This is a genomic window from Streptomyces sp. NBC_00224, from assembly GCF_041435195.1.
In the GTDB taxonomy this organism is placed as follows: domain Bacteria; phylum Actinomycetota; class Actinomycetes; order Streptomycetales; family Streptomycetaceae; genus Streptomyces.
The window spans coordinates 5,782,881-5,806,670 of sequence record NZ_CP108106.1; the positions used below are offsets into that span (position 1 = coordinate 5,782,881).

A 23,790-nucleotide genomic window follows, 5' to 3' on the forward strand; every position below is an offset into this window, starting at 1 on the left:
GTGCGGCTGTCGAGCGCGGCACCGCCGTAGACCCCGGAGGGGACCACCATGAACGACAAGCTCCTCAAGCCCGCGACCGCCGCCAGGATCCGGGTCCACGGCTGGCTGAACACCACGGCGACGGCGCTGCGGCGGCGGGGGGACCGGGGGCAGGGCGCGGTCGAGTACATGGGGATCATCATCGTGGTGGTGGCGATCATTCTGGTGCTTACGCAGACGAATTTCGGCACGACGATCGCCGGGAAGATCACGGCGGCGATCAACAAGATCAACCCCTGACCTCACCCGCATCCCGCCGCCTCGCCGGCGACCGAGGGCAGGCCTTCCCCGTCTACATCACCGCGGTGGCAGGCCTGCTCTTCCTCGCGTTCGCGTACTTCGCGGTGGGCCAGGCGGCGGTGAAGCGCAACGAGGCCCAGACGGCGGCGGACGCGGCGGCCCTCGCGGCGGCCCAGGACTTCCGGGACCAGCTGAGGAACGGCCTGCTCGACACCTTCGACCTCGCGCGCTGGCAGAAGCTGCTCGACGGCGACCGGGGCGGGCTGATCCCGCACGACTCCTGCCCGGCGGCGCGTGAGCTCGCCTCGCGCAACGACGCCACGGCCGACATCTGCGAGCTCTCCTTCCAGCCCGAGCCCACCTATCAAGTGGCCGTGCAGACCAACAAGACGGCGGGCCATTCGGTCATCGCCGCCACACAGGACCACAAGGGCAAGGCGAAGGCGGCCGCCGTGGTCGTACCGCGCTGCCAACTCCAGGAGGCGCCCGGGAGCGGGCCCACCACAGAGCCTCCGGAGCCGGGGCCCGGCCCGGCCCCCGGCGAGTCCCCGGGGCCCGGCGGGCCGGGGGGCGAGCAGAAGGCGTACCGACTCGTGTGCGACAAGCGGGACTTCGAGATCGACCCCGGCCACCTCGACCTCCTGCCGAAGGCGTCCGACCTGTTCTCCGTCCATCTGGCCGACAAGTAAGCGTATGAAGTGCGCAGTACGAAGGACCGAGGGGGCTTCACTCATGGACAAGGCCAAGATCAGGGCGCGGACGAGAGGCGCGGTGGTCGCGGCGGCCGCCGCCGCCCTGGCGCTCACCCTGACCGCCTGCGGGGGAGACGGCGGGGGCAAGCCGAAGGGCGGCGACAAGGCCTCCACCCCTCCGGCGGCGTCCGGCGGGAAGAACACCCCGTCCGGCGGCCCGTCCACCCAGAGCACCGAGGTCCTCGCGACCATCAGCGGCACCGACGGCGTCGAGGTGGTGATCAACTCGGCGAAGCGGGACACCGGAGGGTTCGTGACGGTGCAGGGCGTCGTGAAGAACGGGTCCAAGAACCTGTTCTCCGCGCCCGGATGGCAGGGCGGCGAGCAGGAGCTGAGGAGCAACGGCGCCTCCATGGCGGGCGCGGCGCTGGTCGACAAGGCGGGCAAGAAGCGGTACCTGATCCTGCGCGACACGGACGGCCGCTGCCTGTGCTCGCAGTTCACGACGGGCATCCAGGCGGGGGAGGAAGCCCCCTTCTACACCCAGTTCCCCGCCCCTCCCACCCCCGTGACAGACGTCGACTTCCAGCTCCCCACCATGCCCACCGCCACCATCAAGATCTCCGGCTGAGGCTGAGGCACCCCATGTTGGCCACCCAGGCACCACCCGCGACCCCGGCCCCCGGCACCCCCCGCCGCCGTCACGCCCGCCCCGCGGTCCTCGCCGCCGCGGTGCTGCTGTTCGTCGGGGCGGGGGCGGGGGCGGGTGCGGCCGTCGCCGACGATCCGAATCCCACCGCCGTGCCCGCCGCCGCCCCGCCCGTGAAGGTCGACGCCAACGCGCCGGGGCTCAAGCTCTCCGACGGGGCGACGCTCGCCGCGCCGAGGGTCATCGACATCAAGTCGGTGGTCGAGGACATGGGCGGCGAGGAGCGCCGCGCCGACACCAACGCCGACATCTCCTTCGCCCTTCAGGCCGAGGTCCTCTTCGGCAAGGACAGCGCCGCGCTCTCCGCCGAGGCGAGCGGCCGTATCCAGGCGATCGCCGACGAGGTCAAGAAGCAGAAGGCCGCGAACGTCCGGGTGTTCGGGTTCACCGACAACCTCGGTACGCACGAGCACGGCGTCGTCCTGTCCAAGCAGCGCGCGGACGCCGTCCAGGGCGCGCTCTCGCAGGCGGTGGGCGGCTCGGTCACCTTCGACATCCGTGGGTACGCGGAGGACTTCCCGATCGCGGACAACTCCTCGGAGGACGGCCGCCGCAAGAACCGCCGGGTCGAGGTGTCCTTCCCGCGCGGGGCGACCGGATAGGTCCAGCCCGGCGCGGGGCGAGGGCGGGCCCGGCCGGCCGGGTGGAGGTGCGGTCGGCCGGGCCCCGTATGTGCGCGGGCCCCCGTCAACGTCCGTTGGAAGTGACGCTCCCGCGCACCACAGAGGCTGCCAGCCGGGGCGTACCGGGGACTTGGAAAAAAGCGCACGTCGGTGTGAGACGGCTGGGAATCGACGGTGAGGGCAAGGAGTGTGGACAGATAGTCTGCGCGGAGATAATCTACGGGAAGCTTAATTCGCGCAGAGGATGAACAGGGGAGCCGACATGTGGGTGTACGAGCACGGAGTCGAGACCAGCGCCGCTCCTGAGGCCGTCTGGCGGCTGTGGGCCGACGTGGAGAGCTGGAGCGACTGGAACGCGGACGTCCAGAAGATCGAGATCCGAGGGCCGTTCGCGGCCGGATCCGAGATCACCATGGGCGCGGACGGGCAGGACCCGATCGAGCTGCGGCTCACCGAAGTGGCCGAGAACGAGCTGTTCGTGGACGAGGCCCGCTTCGACGGCCTGGTCCTGCGCACCGCGCACCGGCTCGACCGGCCGGGCCCGGACCGTACCCGGGTGGTGTACCGGATGGAGATCACCGGCGCGGCGGCCGACGAGATGGGCCCGGAGATCGGCCCGGCCGTCACCGCCGACTGGCCGGAGACCATGGCCGCGCTCGTCCGGCTCGCGGAGGCGGGGCGCTGATGGCGCTCACCCCCGGCGAGAGCCCCGGGTTCCTGCTCTGGCACGCCACGCTGCGCTGGCAGCGGGGGGTGACCGCGGCCCTCACGCCACTGGGCCTCACACATGTGCAGTTCGTCCTGCTCGCGTGCACCTGGTGGCTCAACGGGCAGGGGGAGCACCCCAACCAGCTGGCGGTCGCCCGCCAGGCCGGCACCGACGTCAAGATGACGTCCCAGGTCGTCCGTACGCTGGAGGGCAAGGGCCTGCTCGTACGCGAGACCGACCCGGCGGACACCCGGGCCAAGCGGCTGCGGGTGACGGACGCCGGGGCGGAGCTCGCGCCGCGGGCGATCGCGGCGGTGGAGGCGGTGGACGCGGAGTTCTTCCGGCCGGTGCCGGTGGGCGAGGCGGTGGCGCTGCTCGCGGCACTGGCCCGGCCGGAAGAGTGAGCGCCGGTTCTACGAACGGGTGGCGCTGCCGCTCCCGTACGGCCTGGTGATCATCTCCATGGCGTGGCCGGACGGGTCGAGGAAGTAGACGCCCCGGCCGCCGTCGTTGTGGTTGATCTCGTCGGGGCGCTTCATGTACGGATCGGCGAAGTGCCGTACGCCCCACTGCTTGATCTTCTCGAAGCCGGCGTCGAACTCGTCCTCGGAGACGAGGAAGGCGTAGTGCTGCGGCACGAATTTGTCCGGGTCGGCGGTGGCGAAGTCCAGGGTGACGCCGTTGCCGGTCTCGACGGGGATGAACGGCCCCCACTCGTCACCGACCCGCAGCCCCAGGATGTCCGCCAGGAACTCGGCGGAAGCCCGCTTGTCGCGGGAGTGGACGATGGTGTGATTCAACTCGACTGACACGGTGGAATGCCTCCAACAGGCATCTCACGGGCACCTCCACGCTCACCCGGCCGGTGACCAACGCGCGATGCCGTGGTCGTGATCGTAAGCAGGGGCGCGCGGGGCGGGCAAGGCGACTTCCGGCTTACGGGTGCGCCCCGTGCAGTTGTACGAGCACCCGCACCCGCACACCCGGGCGGATCCCCCACCCCGCCATCGCACCCGCCTCCGCCTCCAGGATGTGGCGGGCGCGGAGGCGGGGGGCGGTGAGGCGGTTCGGGGGGACGGTGTGGAGGGCGATGACGCGGAGGTGGCGGTCGAGGTAGGCGACGTCGAGGGGGAAGCGCATGCGGAAGGTGTGGACGGAGGTGGCCGGGCTGAGCAGGACGGCCCCCTGGACCCCGTCCCGGCCGAGGAGCCCCCTGGTACGGGCCCGATAGGACGCGGCGATTTCGAGGGGGACGAGGTGTCCTCCGTCAACCGCCAACTGGCCTTGCCCGTCCCGCCATCGCGCCATGCACCCACGCTACAGAGCCCCCGTGTTCGTCTGCGGGTGGGTGGGGGCTGGTCGCGCAGTTCCCCGCGCCCCTAAAGGGGCACGGCAAAATTCAGCCCCTCCGGCGTTTGAGGAGCGGGGTCCGGGGCGGAGCCCCGCAACGGGGTCCGGGGGCGCAGCCCCCGGGAAACCACCCTCACCCCCACCCACCCCGGAGGGTCCAGGTGAAGGGGCGGGGTGGGGAAAACCTCCCGCCGCACCTAGGGTGCCCCCGTGTACCTCGCCCTCCTCGCCGCCACCTGCGGCGCCCCCCTCGGATGGCTGGTCCCGCGCGCCGCCTACCGGCTCTCGGTCGAGCCGGGCGAGCCGTGGCGGGACGTCTGCCCGCGGGGGCACCCCCTCACCCGCTGGCTCGGCCGCCCGGTCTGCCACACGCGCGGCGCGAGGTGGGGCGCGGCCACCGCCACCGCGGCCTCCGCCGCCTCCGCCGCCCTGGCCACCACCACCGGCCCCCGCCCCGAACTCGCCGTCTGGCTGCTCCTCCTGCCGCTCGCCGCACTCCTCGCGGCTGTCGACGCCCGGGTGCACCGGCTGCCGGACGTTCTCACGATCCCCTTCGCCGCCACCGCCGCCGCCCTCCTCGGCGCCGCGGCTCTCGCCCCGCACCACGAGGGGTCCTGGCGGCACGCCCTGCTCGGCGGACTCGCCCTGGGCGGTGCGTACTTCGTGCTCTTCCTGGTCAACCCCGCCGGCCTCGGCTTCGGCGACGTCAAACTCGCCGTCGGCCTCGGCGTGGTGCTCGGCTGGTACGGCTGGGGCATCCTCTTCACCGGCGCCTTCGCGGGGTTCGCGGCCGGCGGTACGTACGGCCTCGGGCTGATCCTCGCGCGCCGCGCCGACCGCCGCGCGGCCATCCCGTTCGGCCCCTTCATGATCGGTGGAGCGTATGTCGGTCTGCTCCTCGGCGGCCTCGCCGCGTAGGGCGGCCCCTGCGCCACACACGGCGTGCGGGCGCGTAGGGTCCGGAACATGGCGCAAACCATCCGTAACCACAACACCCGCACCTTCGAAGACCTGATCGCCGAGGCGGCGGCCGCCCCCGTGGACGGCTGGGACTTCTCCTGGCTGGACGGACGGGCCACCGAGGAGCGGCCGTCCTGGGGGTACGCCCGTGCGATGGCCGCGCGCTGGGCCCGGGCCACGGCCGCGCTCGACGTGCAGACCGGCGGTGGCGAGGTCCTGGCGGCCGTCCCGCAGCTGCCGCCGCTCGCGGTGGCCACCGAGGGGTGGCCGCCGAACGTCGCCCGGGCCACCGCCCTGCTGCACCCGCGCGGCGTCGCGGTGGTGGCCGACGCCGACGAGCCGCCGCTGCCGTTCGGGGACGGTGCCTTCGACCTGGTGACCAGCCGTCACCCCGTCCAGACCTGGTGGCCGGAGATCGCCCGGGTCCTCACCCCGGGTGGCACCTACTTCTCCCAACAGGTCGGACCCGCCAGTGTGTTCGAGCTCGTCGAGTACTTCCTGGGGCCGCAGTCCGCCGACGTCCGGGGCAGGCGCGACCCGGGCAAGGCGCGCGCCGAGGCCGAGTCCGCCGGGCTCCAGGTGGCCGATCTGCGCCAGGAGAAGCTGCGTACCGAGTTCCACGACATCGGCGCCGTCGTCTACTTCCTGCGCAAGGTGATCTGGATGGTCCCCGGCTTCACGGTCGAGGAGTACGAGGAGAAGCTGGCGGCGCTGGACGAGCAGATCCGCACCGACGGCCCCTTCGTCGCGCACACGACACGGTTCCTCATCGAGGCCCGGAAGCCCCTGCGCTAACCCCGAGCCACCTAGCATCCGAGCATATGGAACGGATGCGGACAATCAGTAATGAAGTGTCCTCGTTGCGCAGGGTCGCCGTCGCCGCGATTCCCGGCCGCCAGGGCACGCGTACGGCACGGCCCGCCCTCCTCTGGTGGGGGTGGGCCGCCGCGCTCTTCCTGGTCTACGCCGCCGTCGGTGCCCGCCGTCAGGCGCTGATCCGCACCACCGGCTACGACCTCGGCATCTTCGAGCAGGCCGTGAAGGCGTACGCCCAACTGCGCGCCCCCGTCGCCCCGTTGCGCGGCGACGGGTTCAACCTGCTGGGGGATCACTTCCACCCCGTGCTCGTCGTCCTCGCCCCGCTGTACCGGATCGCCCCCTCCCCGTACACCCTGCTCTTCGCCCAGGCAGCCCTGCTCGCCCTCGCCGTCGTGCCGCTCGCCCGCCGCGCCCGGCAGGCGCTGGGCCGCCGCGCCGCCCATGTCGTCGCCTTCGCGTACGGGCTGAGCTGGGGCATCGCCTCGGCGGTGGCGTTCGACTTCCACGAGGTGTGCTTCGCCGTCCCGCTCGTCTCGTACGCCCTGGAGGCGCTGGCCCTGCGGCGCTGGCGGGCCGCGGTGGCCTGGGCCGCGCCGCTGCTCCTGGTCAAGGAGGACCTGGGGCTCACGCTGGCCGCGGTCGGCGGGTACATCGCCTGGAAGGGGCGGCGCCGGCTCGGCCTGGCGACCGCCGCCGCCGGGCTGCTCGGCAGCGCCCTGGAGTTCAAGGTGCTGATGCCGTTCTTCAGCCCGGCCGGCACCTACGCCCACGCCGCCAACCTCGAACCCGCCCACGGCTCCCTGCTCGCCACCCTCGCCTTCGCCCCGCTCGACGCCGTACGCCCGGAGGTGAAGGCCACCACCCTGGTCCTCGTCTTCGCCCCCGCGGCCCTGATCGCCCTGCGCTCGCCGCTCGCCTGGCTCGCCGTGCCGACGCTCGGCTGGCGGATGCTCTCCCAGAACGCCTTCCACTGGGGCACCTCCTTCCACTACACGGCGGTGCTGATGCCCGTCGTCCTGGCCGCCATGACCGACGCGCTCGCCCCCTACCGGCGCTCCGGCGACGCCCTCGCCCGCCGCCATGTGCGGGCCTCGCTCGCCACCACCGCGGCCGTCACCCTGGTGCTGATCCCGTCCTTCCCGCTCGCCCAGCTCGTCCACCGCTCCACCTGGCGCTCCACCGCGCACATCGCCGCCGCCCGCGACCTGCTGCGCCGCATCCCCGACGGCGCCACCGTCGCCGCCTCCAACCGCCTGGTGCCCCAGCTCACTTCGCGTACGGACGTGGTGCTCTTCCCGACCTACCCGGTCCACTGGCGGCTCTACGACACCGGCGCGCCGGTGCCCCCGCCGACCGCCCGGTGGATCGTCTACGACCGGGTGCCCGCCGAGTCCTGGCCGTACCCGCCGGGCTACTGGCCGTACCCGAAGGACCGTCAGGAAGCCGAGCTGGCCAAGGCGGAACAGGCCTACGGGTACCGGATCGTCGCCCAGCGGGACGGAATCACCCTGCTCAGACGTTGAGACGGCGACGGACGTACGAGACGAGGGAGGGCCATGGCCAGGCACAGCAAGGGCGACGTGAGCTACAACTGCGGGCTCGACGCGGCGGTCGACGTGGTCGGCGGAAAGTGGAAGCCGCTGATCCTGTGGGCGCTGCACGACGGGACGTACCGCTTCGGTGAGCTCAGGCGCCAGGTCGACGGCGTCACCGAGAAGGTCCTCGTCCAGCAGCTGCGCGAGCTGGAGACGGACGGGATCGTCCACCGCGAGGTCTACGGGGAGGTGCCGCCCCGGGTGGAGTACTCGCTGACCCCGCGCGGCCAGGCGCTCAACACGGCACTCACCCCCTTGGGTGAGTGGGGTGCGGCACACATGGAGTGGATCCTGGATGTGAAGTCGCGCTCGCGCAGTGTGGCCTGAGCCGGTTTGCACCGCTCTGACCTGCACAGTCAAAGAAGCGTTCCGCCGCCGGGTCCCCCTTGGGGGTACCCGGCGGCAGTGGATCCACCGTGCCCGGGCGGTTTCGGAGCGTAGTTTCGGCACGCCGTTGCACCCAGGAGCACTTACGAAGGGTTATGGTGGAAACCCCCCCTCGGGCCGGTCCGTATCCCCCCCACGGACCGGCCCGTTTTTTCTTGGCCCCGATCCGGGGCCGGTTCCTGTGACTCCGCTGTCAGTTGGCGATCACCCGGGTGATCAGCCGCGGCCGGCCCAGATGTTGGTGCCCGCGGTGTCCACGGCGAAGGCGTCGATCTCCTTCAACTCCTCGGCCGTCAGCGGCGGTCCGGCGAGCGCCGCCACGTTCTCCTCCAGCTGCTTCACGCTGGACGCGCCGATCAGCGCCGACGTCATCCGCGGGTCGCGCAGCACCCAGCAGATCGCCAGCTGGGCCAGCGACTGGCCGCGCCGGGAGGCGATGTCGTTCAGCCCGCCCAGCCGGCGCAGCACCTCGGCGCTGAGCAGATCGGGGTCGAGCGACTTGCCCTGGGTGGCCCGCGAGCCCTCCGGGATGCCCTTGAGGTACTTGTTCGTGAGCAGCCCCTGCGCCAGCGGCACGAAGGAGATGCAGCCCATCCCCGCCTCTTCGAGCGTGTCGAGCAGGCCGTCGTCCTCGGTCCAGCGGTTGATCATCGAGTACGACGGCTGGTGGATGAGCGCCGGGACGCCCATCTCCTTGAGGATCCGCGCCGCCTCGGCGGTCTGCTCGCTGTTGTACGAGGACACGCCCACGTACAGCGCCTTGCCCTGCTGGACGGCGGACGCCAGCGCGCCCATCGTCTCCTCCAGCGGGGTCTCCGGGTCGAAGCGGTGCGAGTAGAAGATGTCCACGTAGTCGACGCCCATGCGGCCCAGCGAGGCGTCCAGCGAGGACAGCAGGTACTTGCGGGAGCCCCACTCGCCGTAGGGCCCCGGGTGCATCAGATAGCCGGCCTTGGTGGAGATGATCAGCTCGTCCCGGTACGCCCGGAAGTCCTGGCCGAAGATCTTCCCGAAGTTGAGCTCGGCCGAGCCGGGCGGCGGGCCGTAGTTGTTGGCCAGGTCGAAGTGGGTGACGCCCAGGTCGAAGGCGCGGCGCAGGATCGCGCGCTGGGAGCCGAGGGAGCGGTCGTCGCCGAAGTTGTGCCACAGGCCCAGGGAGAGCGCGGGCAGCTTGAGGCCGCTGTGGCCGGTCCGCCGGTACTCCATGGAGTCGTAGCGGCCGTCGGCGGCCAGGTAGTGGAGGGGGAGTGATTCAGTCACGTTTCCCTGCTTATCACGGACTTGTGACAGGCCGAGTTGGGCCGCTGTGACCCGTCCGCAGTACTGTGCCTTCCTCGGGGGTGCCCCCAGGCCGGTCAGGCACTGGGCGAGGGCCGTGCGGTGCCGCGGCGGCCCCCGGAAGCAACGAGAGGGTGGAATCGGTGAACTTGCGCGACCTGGTGTACGGGCTCTACGCACGCCGGGTGGAGGGTCGCCTCGACCACGACCAGGTGCCCAAGCACATCGGCGTCATCCTGGACGGGAACAGACGCTGGGCCAAGGCCTCCGGCGGCAGCCCCGAACAGGGGCACCAGGCCGGCGCGAGCAAGATCCACGAGCTGCTCGGCTGGTGTGCCGAGACGGACGTCGAGGTCGTGACGCTCTGGATGCTGTCCACGGACAACCTGGACCGGCCCGACAACGAGCTGATCCCGCTCCTGGGCATCATCGAGGGCGTGGTGCGCGACCTGGCGGCCGACGGGCGCTGGCGCGTCCACCACGCCGGCACGATGGACCTGCTGCCCGCACGGACGCAGTCGGTGCTCAAGGAGGCCGAGCAGGCCACCCACGACGTCGGCGGCATACTCGTCAACGTCGCCGTGGGCTACGGCGGCCGCCAGGAGATCGCGGACGCGGTCCGCTCGCTGCTGCTCGACGCGGCGTCCAAGGGGACCAGCTTCGAGGAGCTGGCCGAGATCGTCGACGTCGATCACATCTCGGAGCACCTTTACACGCGCGGCCAGCCCGACCCGGACCTGGTGATCCGCACCAGCGGCGAGCAGCGGCTGTCCGGATTCATGCTGTGGCAGTCCGCTCACTCCGAGTACTACTTCTGCGAAGTGTTCTGGCCCGCCTTCCGCAAGGTGGACTTCCTGCGCGCGCTGCGCGACTACGCGGCACGCCACCGGCGCTACGGGACCTGATCCGTCCCGTCATGTCCCCACACGTCACGATCCGTCCCAACGGGTCCTGACCGGGAGTCAATCCCTTTGGTCCCCACCAAGCGCATATGCCTGTGCATGGCCGCGCTTGTTCGAGGGAATACCCCCTCCAGTTGAACGGCCAGAAGTGGCCGCTCACCCGGGAGGCCCTTTGCACCAGGACGCACGTGCACAGTGCACGGACGGAGCGGAGGGCCGGCGCTCGGCCCGCGCATCGTGGCCACAGCCCGGCCCCCACCCCCGCGACGCCGTCGCACCCCGACCTCTTCCGAGGGGGTACGTCCTTCCGTGGTGACCAGCTCAAAGCGCCGCATGCCCGACCGGCGCACCTACGTCCTCGACACCAGCGTCCTGCTGGCCGACCCCAACGCCATGGCCCGGTTCGACGAGCACGAAGTGGTGCTCCCGATCGTCGTGGTCACGGAACTGGAGGCCAAGAGGCACCATCCGGAACTCGGCTACTTCGCCCGTCAGGCCCTGCGCCTGCTCGACGACTTCCGGGTCCGGTACGGACGCCTCGACGCACCCATCCCGTTGGGCGACCTCGGCGGCACGCTCCGCGTCGAGCTCAACCATTCCGATCCCGGCGTGCTGCCCGCCGGCTACAGGTTGGGGGACAACGACTCAAGGATCCTCGCCGTCGCCCGCAATCTCCAGGCCGAGGGGTACGACGTCACCGTCGTCTCCAAGGACCTGCCGCTGCGGATCAAGGCGTCGTCGGTAGGCCTGCTCGCCGAGGAGTACCGGGCGGAACTGGCCATCACCGACTCGGGCTTCACCGGAATGTCCGAACTGTCGCTCTCGGGCGAGCAGGTGGACCTTCTCTACGAGGAGGAGACGCTGTACGTGCCGGAGGCCGCGAGCCTGCCGGTGCACAACGGGCTTGTGCTCCAGTCCGAGCGCGGCAAGGCCCTGGGCCGCGTCACGGCCGACGGCAACGTCAAGCTCGTACGGGGCGACCGGGAGGCGTTCGGCCTGCGCGGCCGCAGCGCCGAGCAGCGCATCGCGCTCGACCTGCTGCTCGACCCGGACATCGGCATCGTGTCGATGGGCGGCCGGGCCGGCACCGGCAAGTCCGCGCTGGCCCTCTGCGCGGGCCTGGAGGCGGTCCTGGAGCGCCGCCAGCACAAGAAGGTGATGGTCTTCCGCCCGCTGTACGCGGTGGGCGGGCAGGAGCTCGGCTATCTGCCGGGCTCCGAGGCCGAGAAGATGGGCCCCTGGGCGCAGGCGGTCTTCGACACGCTGTCGGCGGTCACCACGCGCGAGGTGATCGAGGAGGTGACGTCGCGCGGCATGCTGGAGGTCCTGCCGCTCACCCACATCCGCGGCCGCTCCCTGCACGACGCGTTCGTGATCGTGGACGAGGCCCAGTCGCTCGAACGGAACGTCCTGCTGACCGTGTTGTCCCGGATCGGGGCGAACTCACGGGTGGTGCTCACCCATGACGTGGCCCAGCGGGACAATCTGCGGGTGGGCCGTTACGACGGAGTGGTCGCCGTCGTGGAGAAGCTGAAGGGCCATCCGCTCTTCGCCCATGTCACCCTCACCCGCTCCGAGCGGTCGCAGATCGCCGCACTGGTGACCGAAATGCTGGAGGACGGCCAGATCTGATCCTGTACGTCCCAATTGGCGCCGCCCGCGAAGCCGTTGAGCTTAGCCGGGCGGCGCCTCTTTGTGTGCCGGATCCGGCAAAACCCCTGGGGCGGAGGGGATGTGAGGTTTCACACCCAGGGAAGAATTGCCTTGCGGCGCCGCTCTCCGGCAGAGTCTTGCATCCGTCAGGCCCCGCATACGGCACACCTGTACCTCGTAACTCAATAACGTCGCCGTATGCCGCCCGAGCACCACGCGGCGCTCCCGCAAGGGAGTTGCCCACCGGGTCAGTTCCTCCCGTGACCTGAGCAGTTGGGAGGGGAGAGCCAGGGGCACGATTGCGTCCGTCAGGTCACCAGTGCGGGCGCTGCTGGAAGGAAACCGTGTGAGCCGGATCTCGGTCCGGGGGTTCGCGGTGGCGTCAGCCACTGCGGTCACCACCGTCGGTGCCGTCGTGGGCGTTGCCTCCGGCGCGCCGCAGAGCACCTCGAACGACGTCGAGGCGACCGCTGCCGACACGACGCTTCTCGCGGACATACCCGCGGGCCAGCAGGCCCAGGTGCAGACCGCGTCCCTGACGCAGCAGGCGGACGCCCAGTCGGCCCAGGCGAGCGCCGCCGCGAAGAAGTCCGCCGAAGAGAGCGCACGCCTTCAGGCCGCCAAGGACGCCAAGTCCAAGAAGGAGTCGGCGGAGGAGAAGGCGAAGGAGCGTGAGCGCGAGAAGGAGCAGGTCGCCAGCCGCTCCGAGACCCGCGACCCGTCGTCGTTCCCGCAGCAGAGCTCGTACACGGTGGAGCAGGTCAAGGCCATCGCCCGGCAGATCGTGCCGGCGGACCAGTTCCAGTGCTTCAGCAACATCGTGAACCACGAGTCGACCTGGAACTACCTCGCGGTCAACTCGGGTTCCGGCGCGTACGGCCTGGTCCAGGCGCTTCCCGGCTCCAAGATGTCCTCGGTGGGCTCCGATTGGCGGACCAACCCGGCGACCCAGATCAAATGGGGCCTGAACTACATGAACTCCACCTACCACAGCCCCTGCGGCGCGTGGACGTTCTGGCAGGCGAACACCTGGTACTAGGTCCGCGGGATCTTTACCGGTCCCGGCTGAACCTTTCGAAGCCCCTCACCGTCCTTCGGTGAGGGGCTTTGCCCGTGTACGGTCGGAGGCGACGACTCCGGGTGGGGGGAGTGGTGGGGACGCGCAGCGGGGGAAAGGGAAACGGCAGCATCATGTCGAAAGTGCCGGGGCTGCTCGGGGCGCTGGGCGCCGGTCTGACCCGTATGGGACAGCGGCTGGACGAACGCCGAGTCGAGACCGAGGCGCGCGCCGACGCGGACGCGGGCCTGGACGACCCCGGCAACGCCGCGAGCAGTGACGATTCGGCAGTGGCGGCAGCGGTTCCTTCGCAGGCGCCCGCCGCCGAGGACGCCGCCTCCGCCAACGGCGCCGCGCCCGCCCCCCAGGTCCCCGACCACGTCCCCGCGCCGCCCGCCTACGCCCCCGCCGTCGCCGCGCGGCCCGACCCCGTGGCCGCGGTGCCGTGGGGGATGCGGGTCGCCGCCGAGATCGGGTGGCGCCTCCTGGTGCTCGCGGGCACGCTCTGGGTGCTGATGCGGGTCATCAGCGCGGTGCGGCTCGTGGTCCTCGCGTTCGTCGCCGCGCTGTTCATCACCGCGCTGCTCCAGCCGACCGTCTCCCGCCTCCGGCGGATGGGGCTGCCCAGGGGCCTGGCGACCGCCGTGACCGCGATCTCGGGCTTCATCGTGATGGGCCTGATCGGCTGGTTCGTGGTCTGGCAGGTCATGGACAACCTGGACACGCTCTCCGACAAGGTCAGGGCGGGCATCGAGGAGCTCAAACGCTGGCTCCTCAACAGCCCGTTCCACGTCACCGAGGACCAGATCAACCAGGTCGCCAAGAACCTCAGCGACACCATCGGCCACAACACCAACGAGATCACCTCGGCGGGCCTCCAGGGCGTGACCGTCCTCGTCGAGGTGCTCACCGGCATCCTGCTCGCGATGTTCTCGACGCTCTTCCTCCTCTACGACGGGAAGAACATCTGGCGGTGGGTGGTGCGGCTGGTCCCGGAGCAGGCCCGGCCGGCGATCGAGGGAGCCGGGCCGCGCGCCTGGCGCACGCTCACCGCGTATGTGCGCGGCACGGTGATAGTGGCCCTGATCGACGCGATCTGCATCGGCGTCGGCATCTACTTCCTGGGCGTGCCCATGGCGGTGCCGCTCGCCGTCTTCATCTTCCTGTTCGCCTTCATCCCGCTGGTGGGCGCGGTGATCTCGGGCGCGCTCGCGGTGGTGGTCGCGCTGGTCACCGAGGGCGTGTTCACGGCGGTGATGGTGCTGGCCGTGGTGCTCCTGGTGCAGCAGATCGAGGGGCATGTGCTCCAGCCGTTCATCCTGGGCCGCGCGGTCCGCGTCCACCCGCTCGCCGTGGTCCTCTCGGTCGCCGCGGGCGGCCTGATCGGCGGCATCGGCGGCTCGGTGGTGGCCGTACCGCTGGTGGCGGTGACCAACACGGTGGTGGGGTATTTGCGGGCGACGGCGAAGGAGAACGCGCTGCGGAGTGCGGCGGAGCCGCCGGAGCAGTAATTCGGGTGCGGGTCGTCTGTGGCTGGTCGCGCAGTTCCCCGCGCCCCTGAAGACGGCACCACGTAGCACTGCACGTACGAGAAGGGCCCCCGACGATGGCGTCGGGGGCCCTTCTCGTACGGGCGCGGCCTACTCGGCCAGCACCGCTTCCGCGTCCAGCGTGACGCCCACGGCCTGGATCACCGAAGCGATCTTGAAGGCCTCCTGGATCGTCTCGCGGTCGACACCGGCCTTGCGCAGGACCTGCTCGTGCGAGTCGAGGCACTGGCCGCAGCCGTTGACCGCGGAGACGGCCAGCGACCACAGCTCGAAGTCGACCTTCTCCACGCCCGGGTTGCCGATGACGTTCATCCGCAGACCGGCCCGCAGCGTGCCGTACTCCGGGTCGGAGAGCAGGTGGCGGGTGCGGTAGAAGACGTTGTTCATCGCCATGACCGCGGCAGCGGCCTTGGCGGCGGTGTACGCCTCGGGGGAGAGGTTGGCCTTGGCCTCGGGCTCCAGCTCGCGCAGGACCTTCGGCGAGCGCGAGGCGATGGCGCAGGCGAGGACCGTGCCCCACAGCTGCTGGGCCGGGAGCTCGCTGTTGCCGATGACCGAGCCGAGGTTCAGCTTCAGGTCCTTGGCGTAGTCCGGGAGGGCGGACTTCAGTTCGTCGAGAGCCATGTCAGATCAGTCCGTTCACTCGCCGGAGAGCAGCGCGACCGGGTCCAGGGTGTTCTCGCCCTTGGTCCAGTTGCACGGGCACAGCTCGTCGGTCTGCAGGGCGTCGAGGACCCGCAGGACCTCCTTGGGGTTACGGCCCACGGAACCGGCGGTCACCATCGTGAACTGGATCTCGTTGTTCTGGTCGACGATGAAGACGGCGCGCTGCGCGAAGCCGTCCTCGCCCTCGATGCCGAGGTCACGCATGAGCTCGTGCTTCGAGTCGGCCAGCATCGGGAAGGGCAGGTCGGTCAGGTCCGGGTGGTCCTTGCGCCAGGCGTGGTGCACGAACTCGGAGTCGCCGGAGAAGCCGAGGACCTGGGCGTCACGGTCGGCGAACTCGTCGTTCAGCTTGCCGAAAGCGGCGATCTCGGTCGGGCACACGAAGGTGAAGTCCTTGGGCCATGCGAAGACGATCTTCCACTTGCCCTCGTAGGTCTTGTGGTTGATCTGCTCGAACTCCTTGCCGCTTTCCAGCGACACGCAGGCGGTCAGGTCGAACTCGGGGAACTTGTCACCGACAGTGAGCACGCGCTCTCCTTGCGATCGGGAAGGATCCTTTTTGGGGGCTTCCCTGGGGGTTGGACGGATTCCGGATGGTGTCACAGGAGGCATTGATCAGGGAAATAGCTAGACTCGGTCATCGTGATCGGAGGTGCTTATCAGTGGCTATAAGTAATGGTGCGGGCGGCGCGGGCGCGGCGCGGGTCCGGACGGCTGTGAAGCCCGTCAAACAGCCGAGCCTGGCGCAGCTGCGGGCGTTCGCGGCGGTGGCCGAGCATCTGCACTTCCGGGACGCGGCGGCGGCGATCGGAATGAGCCAGCCCGCGCTGTCCGGGGCGGTCTCCGCGCTGGAGGAGGCGCTGGGGGTGCAGCTCCTGGAGCGCACCACGCGCCGGGTGCTCCTGTCGCCCGCCGGGGAACGCCTCGCGTTGCGGGCGAAGGCGGTCCTGGACGCGGTGGGGTCGCTCCTGGAGGAGGCCGAGGCGGTACGGGCCCCGTTCACCGGGGTGCTGCGGCTCGGGGTGATCCCGACGGTGGCGCCGTATCTGCTGCCGACGGTGCTGCGGCTGGTCCACGACCGGTACCCGGAGCTGGACCTCCAGGTCCACGAGGAGCAGACGTCGTCGCTGCTCGACGGGCTGGCGGCGGGACGTCTGGACGTCCTGCTCCTGGCGGTCCCGCTGGGCGTTCCCGGCGTAACCGAACTCCCCCTCTTCGACGAGGACTTCGTGCTGGTCATGCCGCAGGAGCACTGGCTGGGCGGGCGTACGGACGTGCCGCGCGAGGCGCTGCGCGAGCTGGACCTCCTGCTGCTCGACGAGGGCCACTGCCTGCGCGACCAGGCGCTCGACATCTGCCGGGAGGCGGGGCGGGAGGAAGGGGCGGCCGTGACGACGACCGCGGCGGGGCTGTCCACGCTGGTGCAGTTGGTGGCGGGTGGGCTGGGGGTGACGTTGCTGCCGCGTACGGCTCTGCGGGTGGAGACGTCCCGCAACGACCGCCTGGTCACCGGGTACTTCGCGGATCCGGCTCCGTCGCGGCGGGTGGCTCTGGCGATTCGCTCGGGTGCGGCGCGGCAGGGGGAGTTCGAGGAGTTCGCGGGGGCGTTGCGGGGAGCGCTGGGGGTGTTGCCTGTGCGGTTGTGCCCCTCCCCGCCCCTTCCCTAAACCCTCCGGGGGTGGGTGGGGGTGGAGGCTCGTTTCCCGGGGGCTGCGCCCCGGACCCCGTTCGTCTGCGGGCCGTCTTGGGCTGGTCGCGCAGTTCCCCGCGCCCCTAGGGGGTTGGGGGTATCCGGTGCCGATGGGGCCCGCCCCTCAGGGGCGCGGGGAACTGCGCGCTCAGCCCCCACCGGCTCGCAGGCAACACACCGCGCCCCGCAGAGTCACTCCGTTCGCAACCCGTCCGGTCGCATCAGCCTCCACAGCGGTGGCAGGGACAAAGCCGTCACCAGCAACACCACCGCCCCGCCGATCCCCACCATCCCCGCCACCGACGGCCAGTCGACGTGGATCGGGTGGCCGACCATGCGGAGCAGGACCGCGCCCAGGCCGAGGCCCACGCCCGCCGCCAGGGTGAGGCCCAGGGCCACCGGGACCGCTGTCTGCCACAGGACCGACCAGCTCAGGGTCGTGCGGCGGGTGCCGAAGGCGACCAGGGACGAGAGCAGGCGCTTGCGTTCGCGCAGTTGCTCCAGCATGGAGACCAGCAGGCTCGTGCCGATCAGCAGCAGGACCGCGGCGGCGCCGATGTACAGGCCCCGTCGGACACCGGCGAACTTGACCGCGGTCTTCTCGTCGTTGAGCTGCCGCGCCCGCGTGAACGGGTCCGCCGCCCACGCCGCGTTCAGGACCCGGTCGGCCACCAGCGCGTCGCCCGGCCGCGTCGTCACGTACGTCGTGTAGTACACCCGCGCCTTCGCGAGGTTGCGCATCGCTCCCGGCGTGACCAGCAGGCCGCCGCGCTTGATGCCCACCGGGTCCGTCCGGGCCGGGACCGTCCGCGCGTCGCGCGGCACCGTGTAGGCGATCTCCGTCTCCTTGCGGTTCCCGCCGTCCGTCGGGGAGAAGTACAGCTTCGCGCCCGCCGCCGCGCCCTCCCCGCCGAACTCGCCGCCGCTCGCCACGAACACGTCGCCGTCCTTGCACGAGGTCAGCTCGCCCACCTCGCGCAAGGCCCGGCAGTCGCCCACCGCCATCTCGACGTACTTCTGGTCCTCCGGGTTCCGCGCCTGGGTGTGCAGGCCGACGTTCCCCAGCGTCGTCGTGCCCGTCACGCCCGGCACCGCCCTCAGGTTCTCCTCGCGGCGCGCCTGTTCGGCCTTGGACAGGTCCGAGGACACCGGGACGACCATCTGGGCGCGGGCCGTGTCCTCGCCGCTGGACGTCACGTAGTCGCCCTCGATGCCGCTGAAGAGCATCTGCAGCGCGATCGCCCCGGCCACCGCCACCGCGATGCCGTTCACCAGGCGGGCCGCGGCGCCCGAGTTCAACTGGAGGCGGCGGACGGCCAGTTGCCAGCCGACCCCGCCGCCGCCGAGCCGCCGCACCACCGTCTCGATCAGCCACGGCAGCAGCGCCGACACGCCGATGAGCAGCAGGACCGTACCGCCGATCACCTGGGTCTGGTTGTAGAAGCCGGTGTCACGGCCCTTGTCGAACATCGGCACGAGGAGGCCGAGTCCGACCACCGGCAGCAGCAGACGCCACCACAGGCGCCGCGGGCGCGGCACCGACGTCCGTACGACACCGAGCGGTTCGATCACCACTCCGCGCAGCGCGAACAGCGTCACCCCGACCGCCGCCGCCGGCACCGCCGCTCCCACCAGGAGCGCCAGCGCCGCGCTGGGGTTCAGGTCGGAGGGGAAGACGTTGAGCCGGGCGATCGTGACCTCACCCACGTACTGGCGGGCGATCAGGAAGAACACCGTGCCGAGGGCGAGCCCCAGGAGCGAGCCCGCCAGCGCCTCGCCCGCCGCGATCCACCGGGTCATCCGGCTGTCCGCGCCCACCAGCCGCAGCGCCGCGAGGCGCTTGTCGCGCCGGTCGCCGCCGAAGCGGACGGCTGCCGCGATGAAGACCGCGACCGGCAGCAGCAGCACCACGAAGATGATCACGATGAGCAGCGCCAGGATCGGGTCGATCGGCTCGCCCGCCTTCTTGTCGGGGAAGGTCTTGATGCGCTCGATGTCGATCCGGTCCGAGTTCAGCGCCTTGCGGCCCTTGAGGGCGTCGCTGCCCGCGTAGTAGGCGAGTTCGTGCGGGCCCAGCAGGCCCGCGTGCCCGATCGTGCCGGTGATCTTGTACGGGACGCGCTCGCGCAGCAGTTTGCCGCCGGGCGACTCCAGCAGGTCGCGCAGCTCGGGCGAGACCACCATCGTGCCGGGCGCGGGCAGCGCGGACAGACCCGGCGGCACCGGCGCCCGGTCGCCCTCGGGCTGTGTCAGCCGGCCGCGGATGTCCGCACCGTCGAAGACCGTGTCGGTACGGGCGATCAGCATGGTGTCGGCGGCCGCGGGCGTCTCCTGCCCGGCGCCGTAGTCGTTGCGCGCGTTGTCGCGCGCGTCCCGCGCCGAGAGCGCGCCCGGCAGGGCGGTGGTGGCGAGCAGGAGCGCCACGCCGAGCCCGACGCCGATCGCCGTCATCAGCGTGCGCGTCCACCCCTCGCGGCCGCCGGTGAGCGCGAACTTGGCCCCCAGGGAGAGGTCGCGGAGCCTGTTCATACGGAGTGCTCCAGCATCATGTCGCGGGACTTTCCGTCGCGTACGACGATCTCCCGGTCGGAGTAGGCGGCGACCCGGGCCTCGTGGGTGACCAGGACGACCGCCGCGTTGGTGGACCGGGCGGCCTCGGTGAGCAGCTGCATCACGCGCTCGCCGTTGAGCGAGTCGAGGGCGCCGGTCGGCTCGTCCGCGAAGATCACCCGCGGCGAGGTGACCAGCGAGCGGGCCACGGCGACGCGCTGGCCCTGGCCGCCGGAGACCTCGCCGGGCCGCTTGTTCCCGAGGTCGTCGACCTCCAGGCGCTCCATCCACGACAGCGCCGTGCGCTCGGCCTCCTTGCGCCGCACCCCGGTCAGCCGCAGCGGCAGGGCCACGTTCTCCGTACAGGTCAGCTCGGGGACGAGCTGGCCGAACTGGAAGACGAAGCCGAACTCGCTGCGGCGCAGCGCGCTGCGCTCCGCGTCCTTCATCGCCGACAGCTCACGGCCGTTGTAGACAATCGTCCCCGAGTCGGGCGTGACGATCCCGGCCAGGCAGTGCAGCAGCGTCGACTTGCCCGAGCCGGACGGGCCCATGACGGCGACGACCTCGCCGGGGTGGATGGAGAACTCCGCGCCGTCGAGGGCGGGCGTGGACCCGTACGACTTGCGCAGGTCCTTGGCGAGGAGCAGGGAGCCGGCGGGCGTCATGCGCGTACCTCCGTGGCGAGCTGGTCGAGGCGGGCGGCGGTCAGTTCCAGCCAGCGCAGGTCCGCCTCCAGGTGGAACAGGGCGTGGTCGCAGATCAGTTGGTCGGAGAGGTCGCCGCGGCGCTTGCGGTCGGTGAGGATGCGCATCAGCCGCAGGTGCTCGGCCCGCTGGGTGTCGAGCAGGTCCCCGGCGCTGCGGCCGGTGAGCAGCGCGAGGACGACCTTGGTGTAGAGCGTCGACTGGAGGTACGGCTCGGGCTTCTCCGGCTGCTTGAGCCAGGCCTCGACATCGGTGATGCCGGCCTCGGTGATCGCGTACCGCTTGCGCTCGGGGCCGCCGCCGGCCTCCACGCCGTCGACCTCCACGAGGCCGTTCTTCAGCAGGCGCGACATGGTCGAGTAGACCTGCCCGTAGTGCAGCGGGCGGTCGTGCCCGAACTTCTCGTCGAAGGCGCGCTTGAGGTCGTACCCATGGCGCGGGCCCGACTCAAGGAGTCCGAGGAGGGTGTGGCCGATGGACATGCTCAGATGCCTTTCTGCTGTACGTCTGCGGACGGTGGTCGGGTCACTCGGTACGGAGGCCGTCGGGGCGCATCAGGCGCCACAGCGGGGGCAGGCTGAGCAGCGTCACCACCAGGACGGCGACGGTACCGGTGCCCGCGAGCGGCAGGAAAAGCCACCAGTCGGTGACCTCCTTGCCGACCATGTCGAGCAGGGCCACGCCCAGCGCGGTGCCGCCCGCGACCGCGAGCACGACCCCGAGGACGACCGGCACGGCGGTCTGCCACAGCACGGACAGGGCGAGCGAGGAGCGCCGGGTGCCGAAGGCGACCAGGACCGAGAGGAGCCTGCGGCGCTCGCGCAGCTGCTCGATCTGCGAGACGAGCAGGCTCAGCGCGATCAGCAGCATGGTGGCGATCGCCCCGGTCCGCAGCCCGCTCTGGACACTGGCGTACTGCTTGTCGCGCTCGACGTTGTCGATGGTGCGCACGGTCATGGCCGGGTCGATGGCCGCGGCGGTGTTGCGTACGTACTCGTCGGCGTCCGGCACCTTCCGGTCGACCTTGATCATGGCCTTCGTCTCGGCCGACGGGAGCTTGGTGACGTCGACGGCGCCGGGGGTGGCGAAGATGCCGTACCGGTTCTCGCCCATCGGGTCGGGCCGGGAGAGGACCGGGCGGGCCGACTTGGGCAGCGTCCACAGGACCGGCTTCACCGAGGAGTCGTAGTCGGAGGAGGTGTCCAGGTTGACCACCTCGCCGGGCCGCGCGGTCTCGTCCACCCACGCGCTGAGCCGCTTGTCGTCCGCGGGGTGGACGACGAAGGTGTCGCCGTCCCGGCAGGAGGGGATGCGGGCGAGCTCCGCGAGGGTGGCGCAGTCGCCCACGGTCAGGGTGGTGGTGGGCTGGATCTGGCCCCCGGTGTAGTGGCCGGGCCGGGTCGCGTAGGTCTCGACCGTGCCGATCACCGCCTCGACGCCCTTGGTGGCGCGGAAGTCGTGGATCATCCGCTGGGCGCGCTCGCCGCTCGGGAAGCTCGCGGTGACGTCGATCTGCGCGCGGCTGGGGTCCTGGTCGGTGGTGCGGACGAAGTCGGCGTGGATGCCGGTGGTCATCATCTGGAGCGAGATGGCGCCCGCCACCGCCACGGTGATGCCCGCGACGGCCCGGCTCGCGGTGCCGCCGCCGAGCTGGAGCCTGCGTACGGCCAGCTGCCAGGCGACCGGGCCGCCGCGCAGCCGGGCGACCGCCGCCTCCACCAGCCACGGCAGCAGCGTCGCGAGACCGGTCAGGGTGAGGATCGCGCCCAGCGCGACCAGGTTCGGGTCGGTGACGCCCTCGTCCACGCCCGCCTTGGGGGACACGGTGAGGACGGTGACCCCGGCCGCGGGCAGCAGCAGCCGCCACCACACCCTGCGCCGACGGGGCTTGGCGGCCCGTACGACGCCCAGCGGCTCGACGGCCACCGAGCGCATCGTGAAGAGGGTGACCACGACGGCCGCGAGCGGCACGGCGAGCAGTACGAGCACGGCGAGTGCGGGGGCCGGGGTGAAGTCGGCGGGGAAGGCGGCGAAGCTCCAGAAGCGGACGCCGCCGATGAGTTCGCGGCCGAAGAGGAAGAGGACCGTTCCGAGCAGCAGACCGAGCGCCGAGCCCGCGAGCGCCTCCCCGGCCGCGATCCACCGGGTCATCCCGGTGTCGGCGCCGACCAGGCGCAGGGCCGCGAGCCGCTTGTCGCGGCGCTCGCCGCCGAACCGTACGGCGGTGGCGATGAAGATGATCACCGGCAGCAGCAGCACCACGCAGGCCACCACGGTGAGCGCCACCAGGACCGGGTTGAGCGGCAGCTTCTGGACCTCGCCGCCGAACTTGTCGGTGCGAAGGGCGCCGCCCGCCTGGCTGAGGGTCGAGCTGCCCGCGTAGAAGAAGAGCTCGGTGGGGTCGAGGAGCCCGGCGTCGCCGATGCTCGCGGTGACCTCGTACGGGAGCCGTTGGCGCAGCAGTTCGCCCTTCGGCGAGTCGAGCAGCTCGCGCAGGGCGGGCGAGACGGCCATCTCACCCGGGCCGGGCAGGGCGCTCAGACCGGGCGGCACGGCGGGGTGCTTGCCCTCGGGGCGCAGCAGGAGTCCGCCGAGGGACTCGCCGCGGTACTGGGTGCCCACCATGTCGAAGAGCACCGAGCTGTCGGAGCGCTCGAACGGCTTCTTGCTGCCGGAGGCGGCGGGCACCCGGGCGTCGCCGCGCGCGCTGCTCGCCTGGTTGACATGCGGGATCGACGCGGCCGCGAAGAGCAGCGCGACCCCGAGCCCCACGCCGAGCGCGGTCAGCAGCGTACGGATCCAGCCCTCGCGGCCGCCGGTGAAGGCGAACTTGGCGCCGAGCGCCAGCTCGCGGACGCGGCGGGTCACCGGGCACCGGCCGGGGCGGGCGTGAGATCGCGGGAGCGGCCGTCGCGGACGGTGATCTCGCGGTCCGAGTAGGCGGCGACCCGGGTCTCGTGGGTGACCAGGACCACGGCCGCGCCGGTGTCCCGGGCGGCCTCGGTGAACAGTCGCATCACCAGCTCGCCGCTGAGCGAGTCCAGGGCGCCGGTCGGCTCGTCGGCGAAGACCACCCGGGGCGCGGTGACCAGGGCGCGGGCGACGGCGACGCGCTGGCCCTGGCCGCCGGATATCTGGTCGGGCCGCCGCCGGGCGACTCCGTCGACCTCCAGGCGCTCCAGCCAGTGCATCGCCGCGCGGTCGGCGTCCTTGCGGCGCACCCCGTCGAGCCGCAGCGGCAGCGCCACGTTCTCGGCGCAGGTGAGCTCGGGCACGAGCTGGCCGAACTGGAACACGAACCCGAAGTCGCGGCGGCGCAGGGCCGAGCGCCGGGTGTCGTTCATCGCGGTCACGTCGCGCCCGTCGTACGTGATGGTCCCCGCGTCGGGCCGGACGATCCCGGCGAGACAGTGCAGCAGCGTGGACTTCCCGGACCCCGAGGGCCCCATGACGGCGACGACCTCACCGGGGGAGAGGGTGAAGTCCGCGCCGTCGAGGGCGGGTGTGGAGCCGAAGGCCTTGCGCAGCCCGCTCGCGCTGAGCAGGGGGCCGGACGACGGGCCGGATGACGAGCCGAGTGACATGAGGAGGACTATACGCACTAGGTATACGCG

General features: G+C 71.5%; 25 protein-coding genes. 15 read left to right on the forward strand and 10 right to left on the reverse strand.

Going from position 1 to position 23,790, the window contains the following annotated elements:
- Positions 1-48: 48 nt before the first annotated feature.
- The 6 genes from OG965_RS25900 (at position 49) to OG965_RS25925 (ending at position 3,416) form a co-directional block, all read left to right on the forward strand.
- A complete protein-coding gene (locus OG965_RS25900; RefSeq protein WP_067163534.1) occupies positions 49-279 on the forward strand; it encodes a hypothetical protein in 231 nt (76 codons plus the stop codon).
- Entirely contained in the window at positions 276-968 is a 693-nt protein-coding gene (locus OG965_RS25905) for a pilus assembly protein TadG-related protein (protein WP_371657060.1), read from the forward strand. Before OG965_RS25900 ends, OG965_RS25905 begins: the two co-directional genes overlap by 4 nt.
- Positions 969-1,011: 43 nt before the next feature.
- Positions 1,012-1,602 carry a hypothetical protein gene (locus tag OG965_RS25910; RefSeq protein ID WP_371654453.1) on the forward strand — a complete coding sequence of 197 codons (591 nt, stop codon included), beginning with the start codon at positions 1,012-1,014 and terminating at the stop codon, positions 1,600-1,602.
- Positions 1,603-1,616: 14 nt separating this feature from the next.
- The gene (locus OG965_RS25915) at positions 1,617-2,282 is read left to right on the forward strand and encodes an OmpA family protein (protein ID WP_371654454.1); all 666 of its coding nucleotides are present in this window, start codon (positions 1,617-1,619) and stop codon (positions 2,280-2,282) included.
- Positions 2,283-2,547: 265 nt separating this feature from the next.
- Positions 2,548-2,988 carry an SRPBCC family protein gene (locus tag OG965_RS25920; protein WP_371654455.1) on the forward strand — a complete coding sequence of 147 codons (441 nt, stop codon included), beginning with the start codon at positions 2,548-2,550 and terminating at the stop codon, positions 2,986-2,988.
- Positions 2,988-3,416 (forward strand): MarR family winged helix-turn-helix transcriptional regulator, encoded by a 429-nt coding sequence (locus tag OG965_RS25925; RefSeq protein ID WP_371654456.1) that lies wholly within the window; start codon positions 2,988-2,990, stop codon positions 3,414-3,416. Before OG965_RS25920 ends, OG965_RS25925 begins: the two co-directional genes overlap by 1 nt.
- Positions 3,417-3,425: 9 nt before the next feature.
- Here OG965_RS25925 and OG965_RS25930 read toward each other — a convergent pair whose 3' ends face one another.
- Positions 3,426-3,824: a VOC family protein gene (locus OG965_RS25930; protein WP_371654457.1), complete on the reverse strand. Its 399-nt coding sequence runs from the start codon at positions 3,822-3,824 to the stop codon at positions 3,426-3,428.
- A gap of 124 nt (positions 3,825-3,948) precedes the next feature.
- Complete coding sequence (locus OG965_RS25935; protein WP_371654458.1) at positions 3,949-4,320, reverse strand: DUF192 domain-containing protein; 372 nt, start codon at positions 4,318-4,320, stop codon at positions 3,949-3,951.
- A 252-nt stretch (positions 4,321-4,572) separates the two neighbouring features.
- Between OG965_RS25935 and OG965_RS25940 the strand changes: the two genes are divergently transcribed.
- Genes OG965_RS25940 through OG965_RS25955 form a run of 4 tightly spaced genes read left to right on the forward strand, consistent with a single transcriptional unit; the run spans position 4,573 to position 8,063 of the window.
- Positions 4,573-5,280 (forward strand): prepilin peptidase, encoded by a 708-nt coding sequence (locus OG965_RS25940; RefSeq protein WP_371654459.1) that lies wholly within the window; start codon positions 4,573-4,575, stop codon positions 5,278-5,280.
- A gap of 48 nt (positions 5,281-5,328) precedes the next feature.
- Positions 5,329-6,117, forward strand: coding sequence for a methyltransferase domain-containing protein (locus OG965_RS25945; protein ID WP_371654460.1), 789 nt, complete (start codon positions 5,329-5,331; stop codon positions 6,115-6,117).
- Positions 6,118-6,173: 56 nt separating this feature from the next.
- Complete coding sequence (locus OG965_RS25950; protein ID WP_371654461.1) at positions 6,174-7,664, forward strand: DUF2079 domain-containing protein; 1,491 nt, start codon at positions 6,174-6,176, stop codon at positions 7,662-7,664.
- 33 nt (positions 7,665-7,697) lie between these two features.
- Complete coding sequence (locus OG965_RS25955; RefSeq protein WP_371654462.1) at positions 7,698-8,063, forward strand: winged helix-turn-helix transcriptional regulator; 366 nt, start codon at positions 7,698-7,700, stop codon at positions 8,061-8,063.
- Positions 8,064-8,339: 276 nt separating this feature from the next.
- Here the strand turns inward: OG965_RS25955 and mgrA are convergent, their stop codons facing one another.
- Positions 8,340-9,383: an L-glyceraldehyde 3-phosphate reductase gene (gene mgrA / locus OG965_RS25960; RefSeq protein WP_371654463.1), complete on the reverse strand. Its 1,044-nt coding sequence runs from the start codon at positions 9,381-9,383 to the stop codon at positions 8,340-8,342.
- A gap of 161 nt (positions 9,384-9,544) precedes the next feature.
- On the opposite strand from mgrA, the gene OG965_RS25965 reads away from it, so the two are divergent.
- The 4 genes from OG965_RS25965 (at position 9,545) to OG965_RS25980 (ending at position 14,524) form a co-directional block, all read left to right on the forward strand.
- Positions 9,545-10,306 carry an isoprenyl transferase gene (locus tag OG965_RS25965; protein WP_371654464.1) on the forward strand — a complete coding sequence of 254 codons (762 nt, stop codon included), beginning with the start codon at positions 9,545-9,547 and terminating at the stop codon, positions 10,304-10,306.
- Between the two features lie 306 nt (positions 10,307-10,612).
- Positions 10,613-11,935 (forward strand): PhoH family protein, encoded by a 1,323-nt coding sequence (locus OG965_RS25970; RefSeq protein WP_371654465.1) that lies wholly within the window; start codon positions 10,613-10,615, stop codon positions 11,933-11,935.
- A 367-nt stretch (positions 11,936-12,302) separates the two neighbouring features.
- On the forward strand, positions 12,303-12,995 hold the full coding sequence (locus OG965_RS25975; protein WP_371654466.1) for a transglycosylase SLT domain-containing protein: 693 nt from the start codon (positions 12,303-12,305) through the stop codon (positions 12,993-12,995).
- 152 nt (positions 12,996-13,147) lie between these two features.
- Positions 13,148-14,524, forward strand: a complete 1,377-nt coding sequence (locus OG965_RS25980; RefSeq protein WP_371654467.1) for an AI-2E family transporter — start codon at positions 13,148-13,150, stop codon at positions 14,522-14,524.
- 129 nt (positions 14,525-14,653) lie between these two features.
- Here OG965_RS25980 and OG965_RS25985 read toward each other — a convergent pair whose 3' ends face one another.
- Both OG965_RS25985 and OG965_RS25990 read right to left on the reverse strand, forming a co-directional pair.
- Positions 14,654-15,187, reverse strand: a complete 534-nt coding sequence (locus OG965_RS25985; protein ID WP_371654468.1) for an alkyl hydroperoxide reductase — start codon at positions 15,185-15,187, stop codon at positions 14,654-14,656.
- A 15-nt stretch (positions 15,188-15,202) separates the two neighbouring features.
- A complete protein-coding gene (locus OG965_RS25990) occupies positions 15,203-15,757 on the reverse strand; it encodes a peroxiredoxin (protein ID WP_329159042.1) in 555 nt (184 codons plus the stop codon).
- A gap of 140 nt (positions 15,758-15,897) precedes the next feature.
- Between OG965_RS25990 and OG965_RS25995 the strand changes: the two genes are divergently transcribed.
- Positions 15,898-16,896, forward strand: coding sequence for a LysR substrate-binding domain-containing protein (locus tag OG965_RS25995; RefSeq protein ID WP_371657061.1), 999 nt, complete (start codon positions 15,898-15,900; stop codon positions 16,894-16,896).
- 215 nt (positions 16,897-17,111) lie between these two features.
- Here OG965_RS25995 and OG965_RS26000 read toward each other — a convergent pair whose 3' ends face one another.
- The 5 genes from OG965_RS26000 to OG965_RS26020 are packed head-to-tail and all read right to left on the reverse strand — an operon-like array spanning position 17,112 to position 23,760.
- Complete coding sequence (locus OG965_RS26000; RefSeq protein ID WP_371654469.1) at positions 17,112-19,448, reverse strand: ABC transporter permease; 2,337 nt, start codon at positions 19,446-19,448, stop codon at positions 17,112-17,114.
- Positions 19,445-20,137: an ABC transporter ATP-binding protein gene (locus tag OG965_RS26005; RefSeq protein ID WP_371654470.1), complete on the reverse strand. Its 693-nt coding sequence runs from the start codon at positions 20,135-20,137 to the stop codon at positions 19,445-19,447. The genes OG965_RS26000 and OG965_RS26005 overlap by 4 nt, the downstream gene beginning before the upstream one ends.
- Complete coding sequence (locus tag OG965_RS26010; protein ID WP_190089936.1) at positions 20,134-20,658, reverse strand: PadR family transcriptional regulator; 525 nt, start codon at positions 20,656-20,658, stop codon at positions 20,134-20,136. Before OG965_RS26010 ends, OG965_RS26005 begins: the two co-directional genes overlap by 4 nt.
- Positions 20,659-20,701: 43 nt before the next feature.
- A complete protein-coding gene (locus OG965_RS26015; RefSeq protein WP_371654471.1) occupies positions 20,702-23,044 on the reverse strand; it encodes an FtsX-like permease family protein in 2,343 nt (780 codons plus the stop codon).
- Positions 23,041-23,760 carry an ABC transporter ATP-binding protein gene (locus OG965_RS26020; RefSeq protein ID WP_371654472.1) on the reverse strand — a complete coding sequence of 240 codons (720 nt, stop codon included), beginning with the start codon at positions 23,758-23,760 and terminating at the stop codon, positions 23,041-23,043. Before OG965_RS26020 ends, OG965_RS26015 begins: the two co-directional genes overlap by 4 nt.
- Positions 23,761-23,790 lie beyond the last annotated feature (30 nt).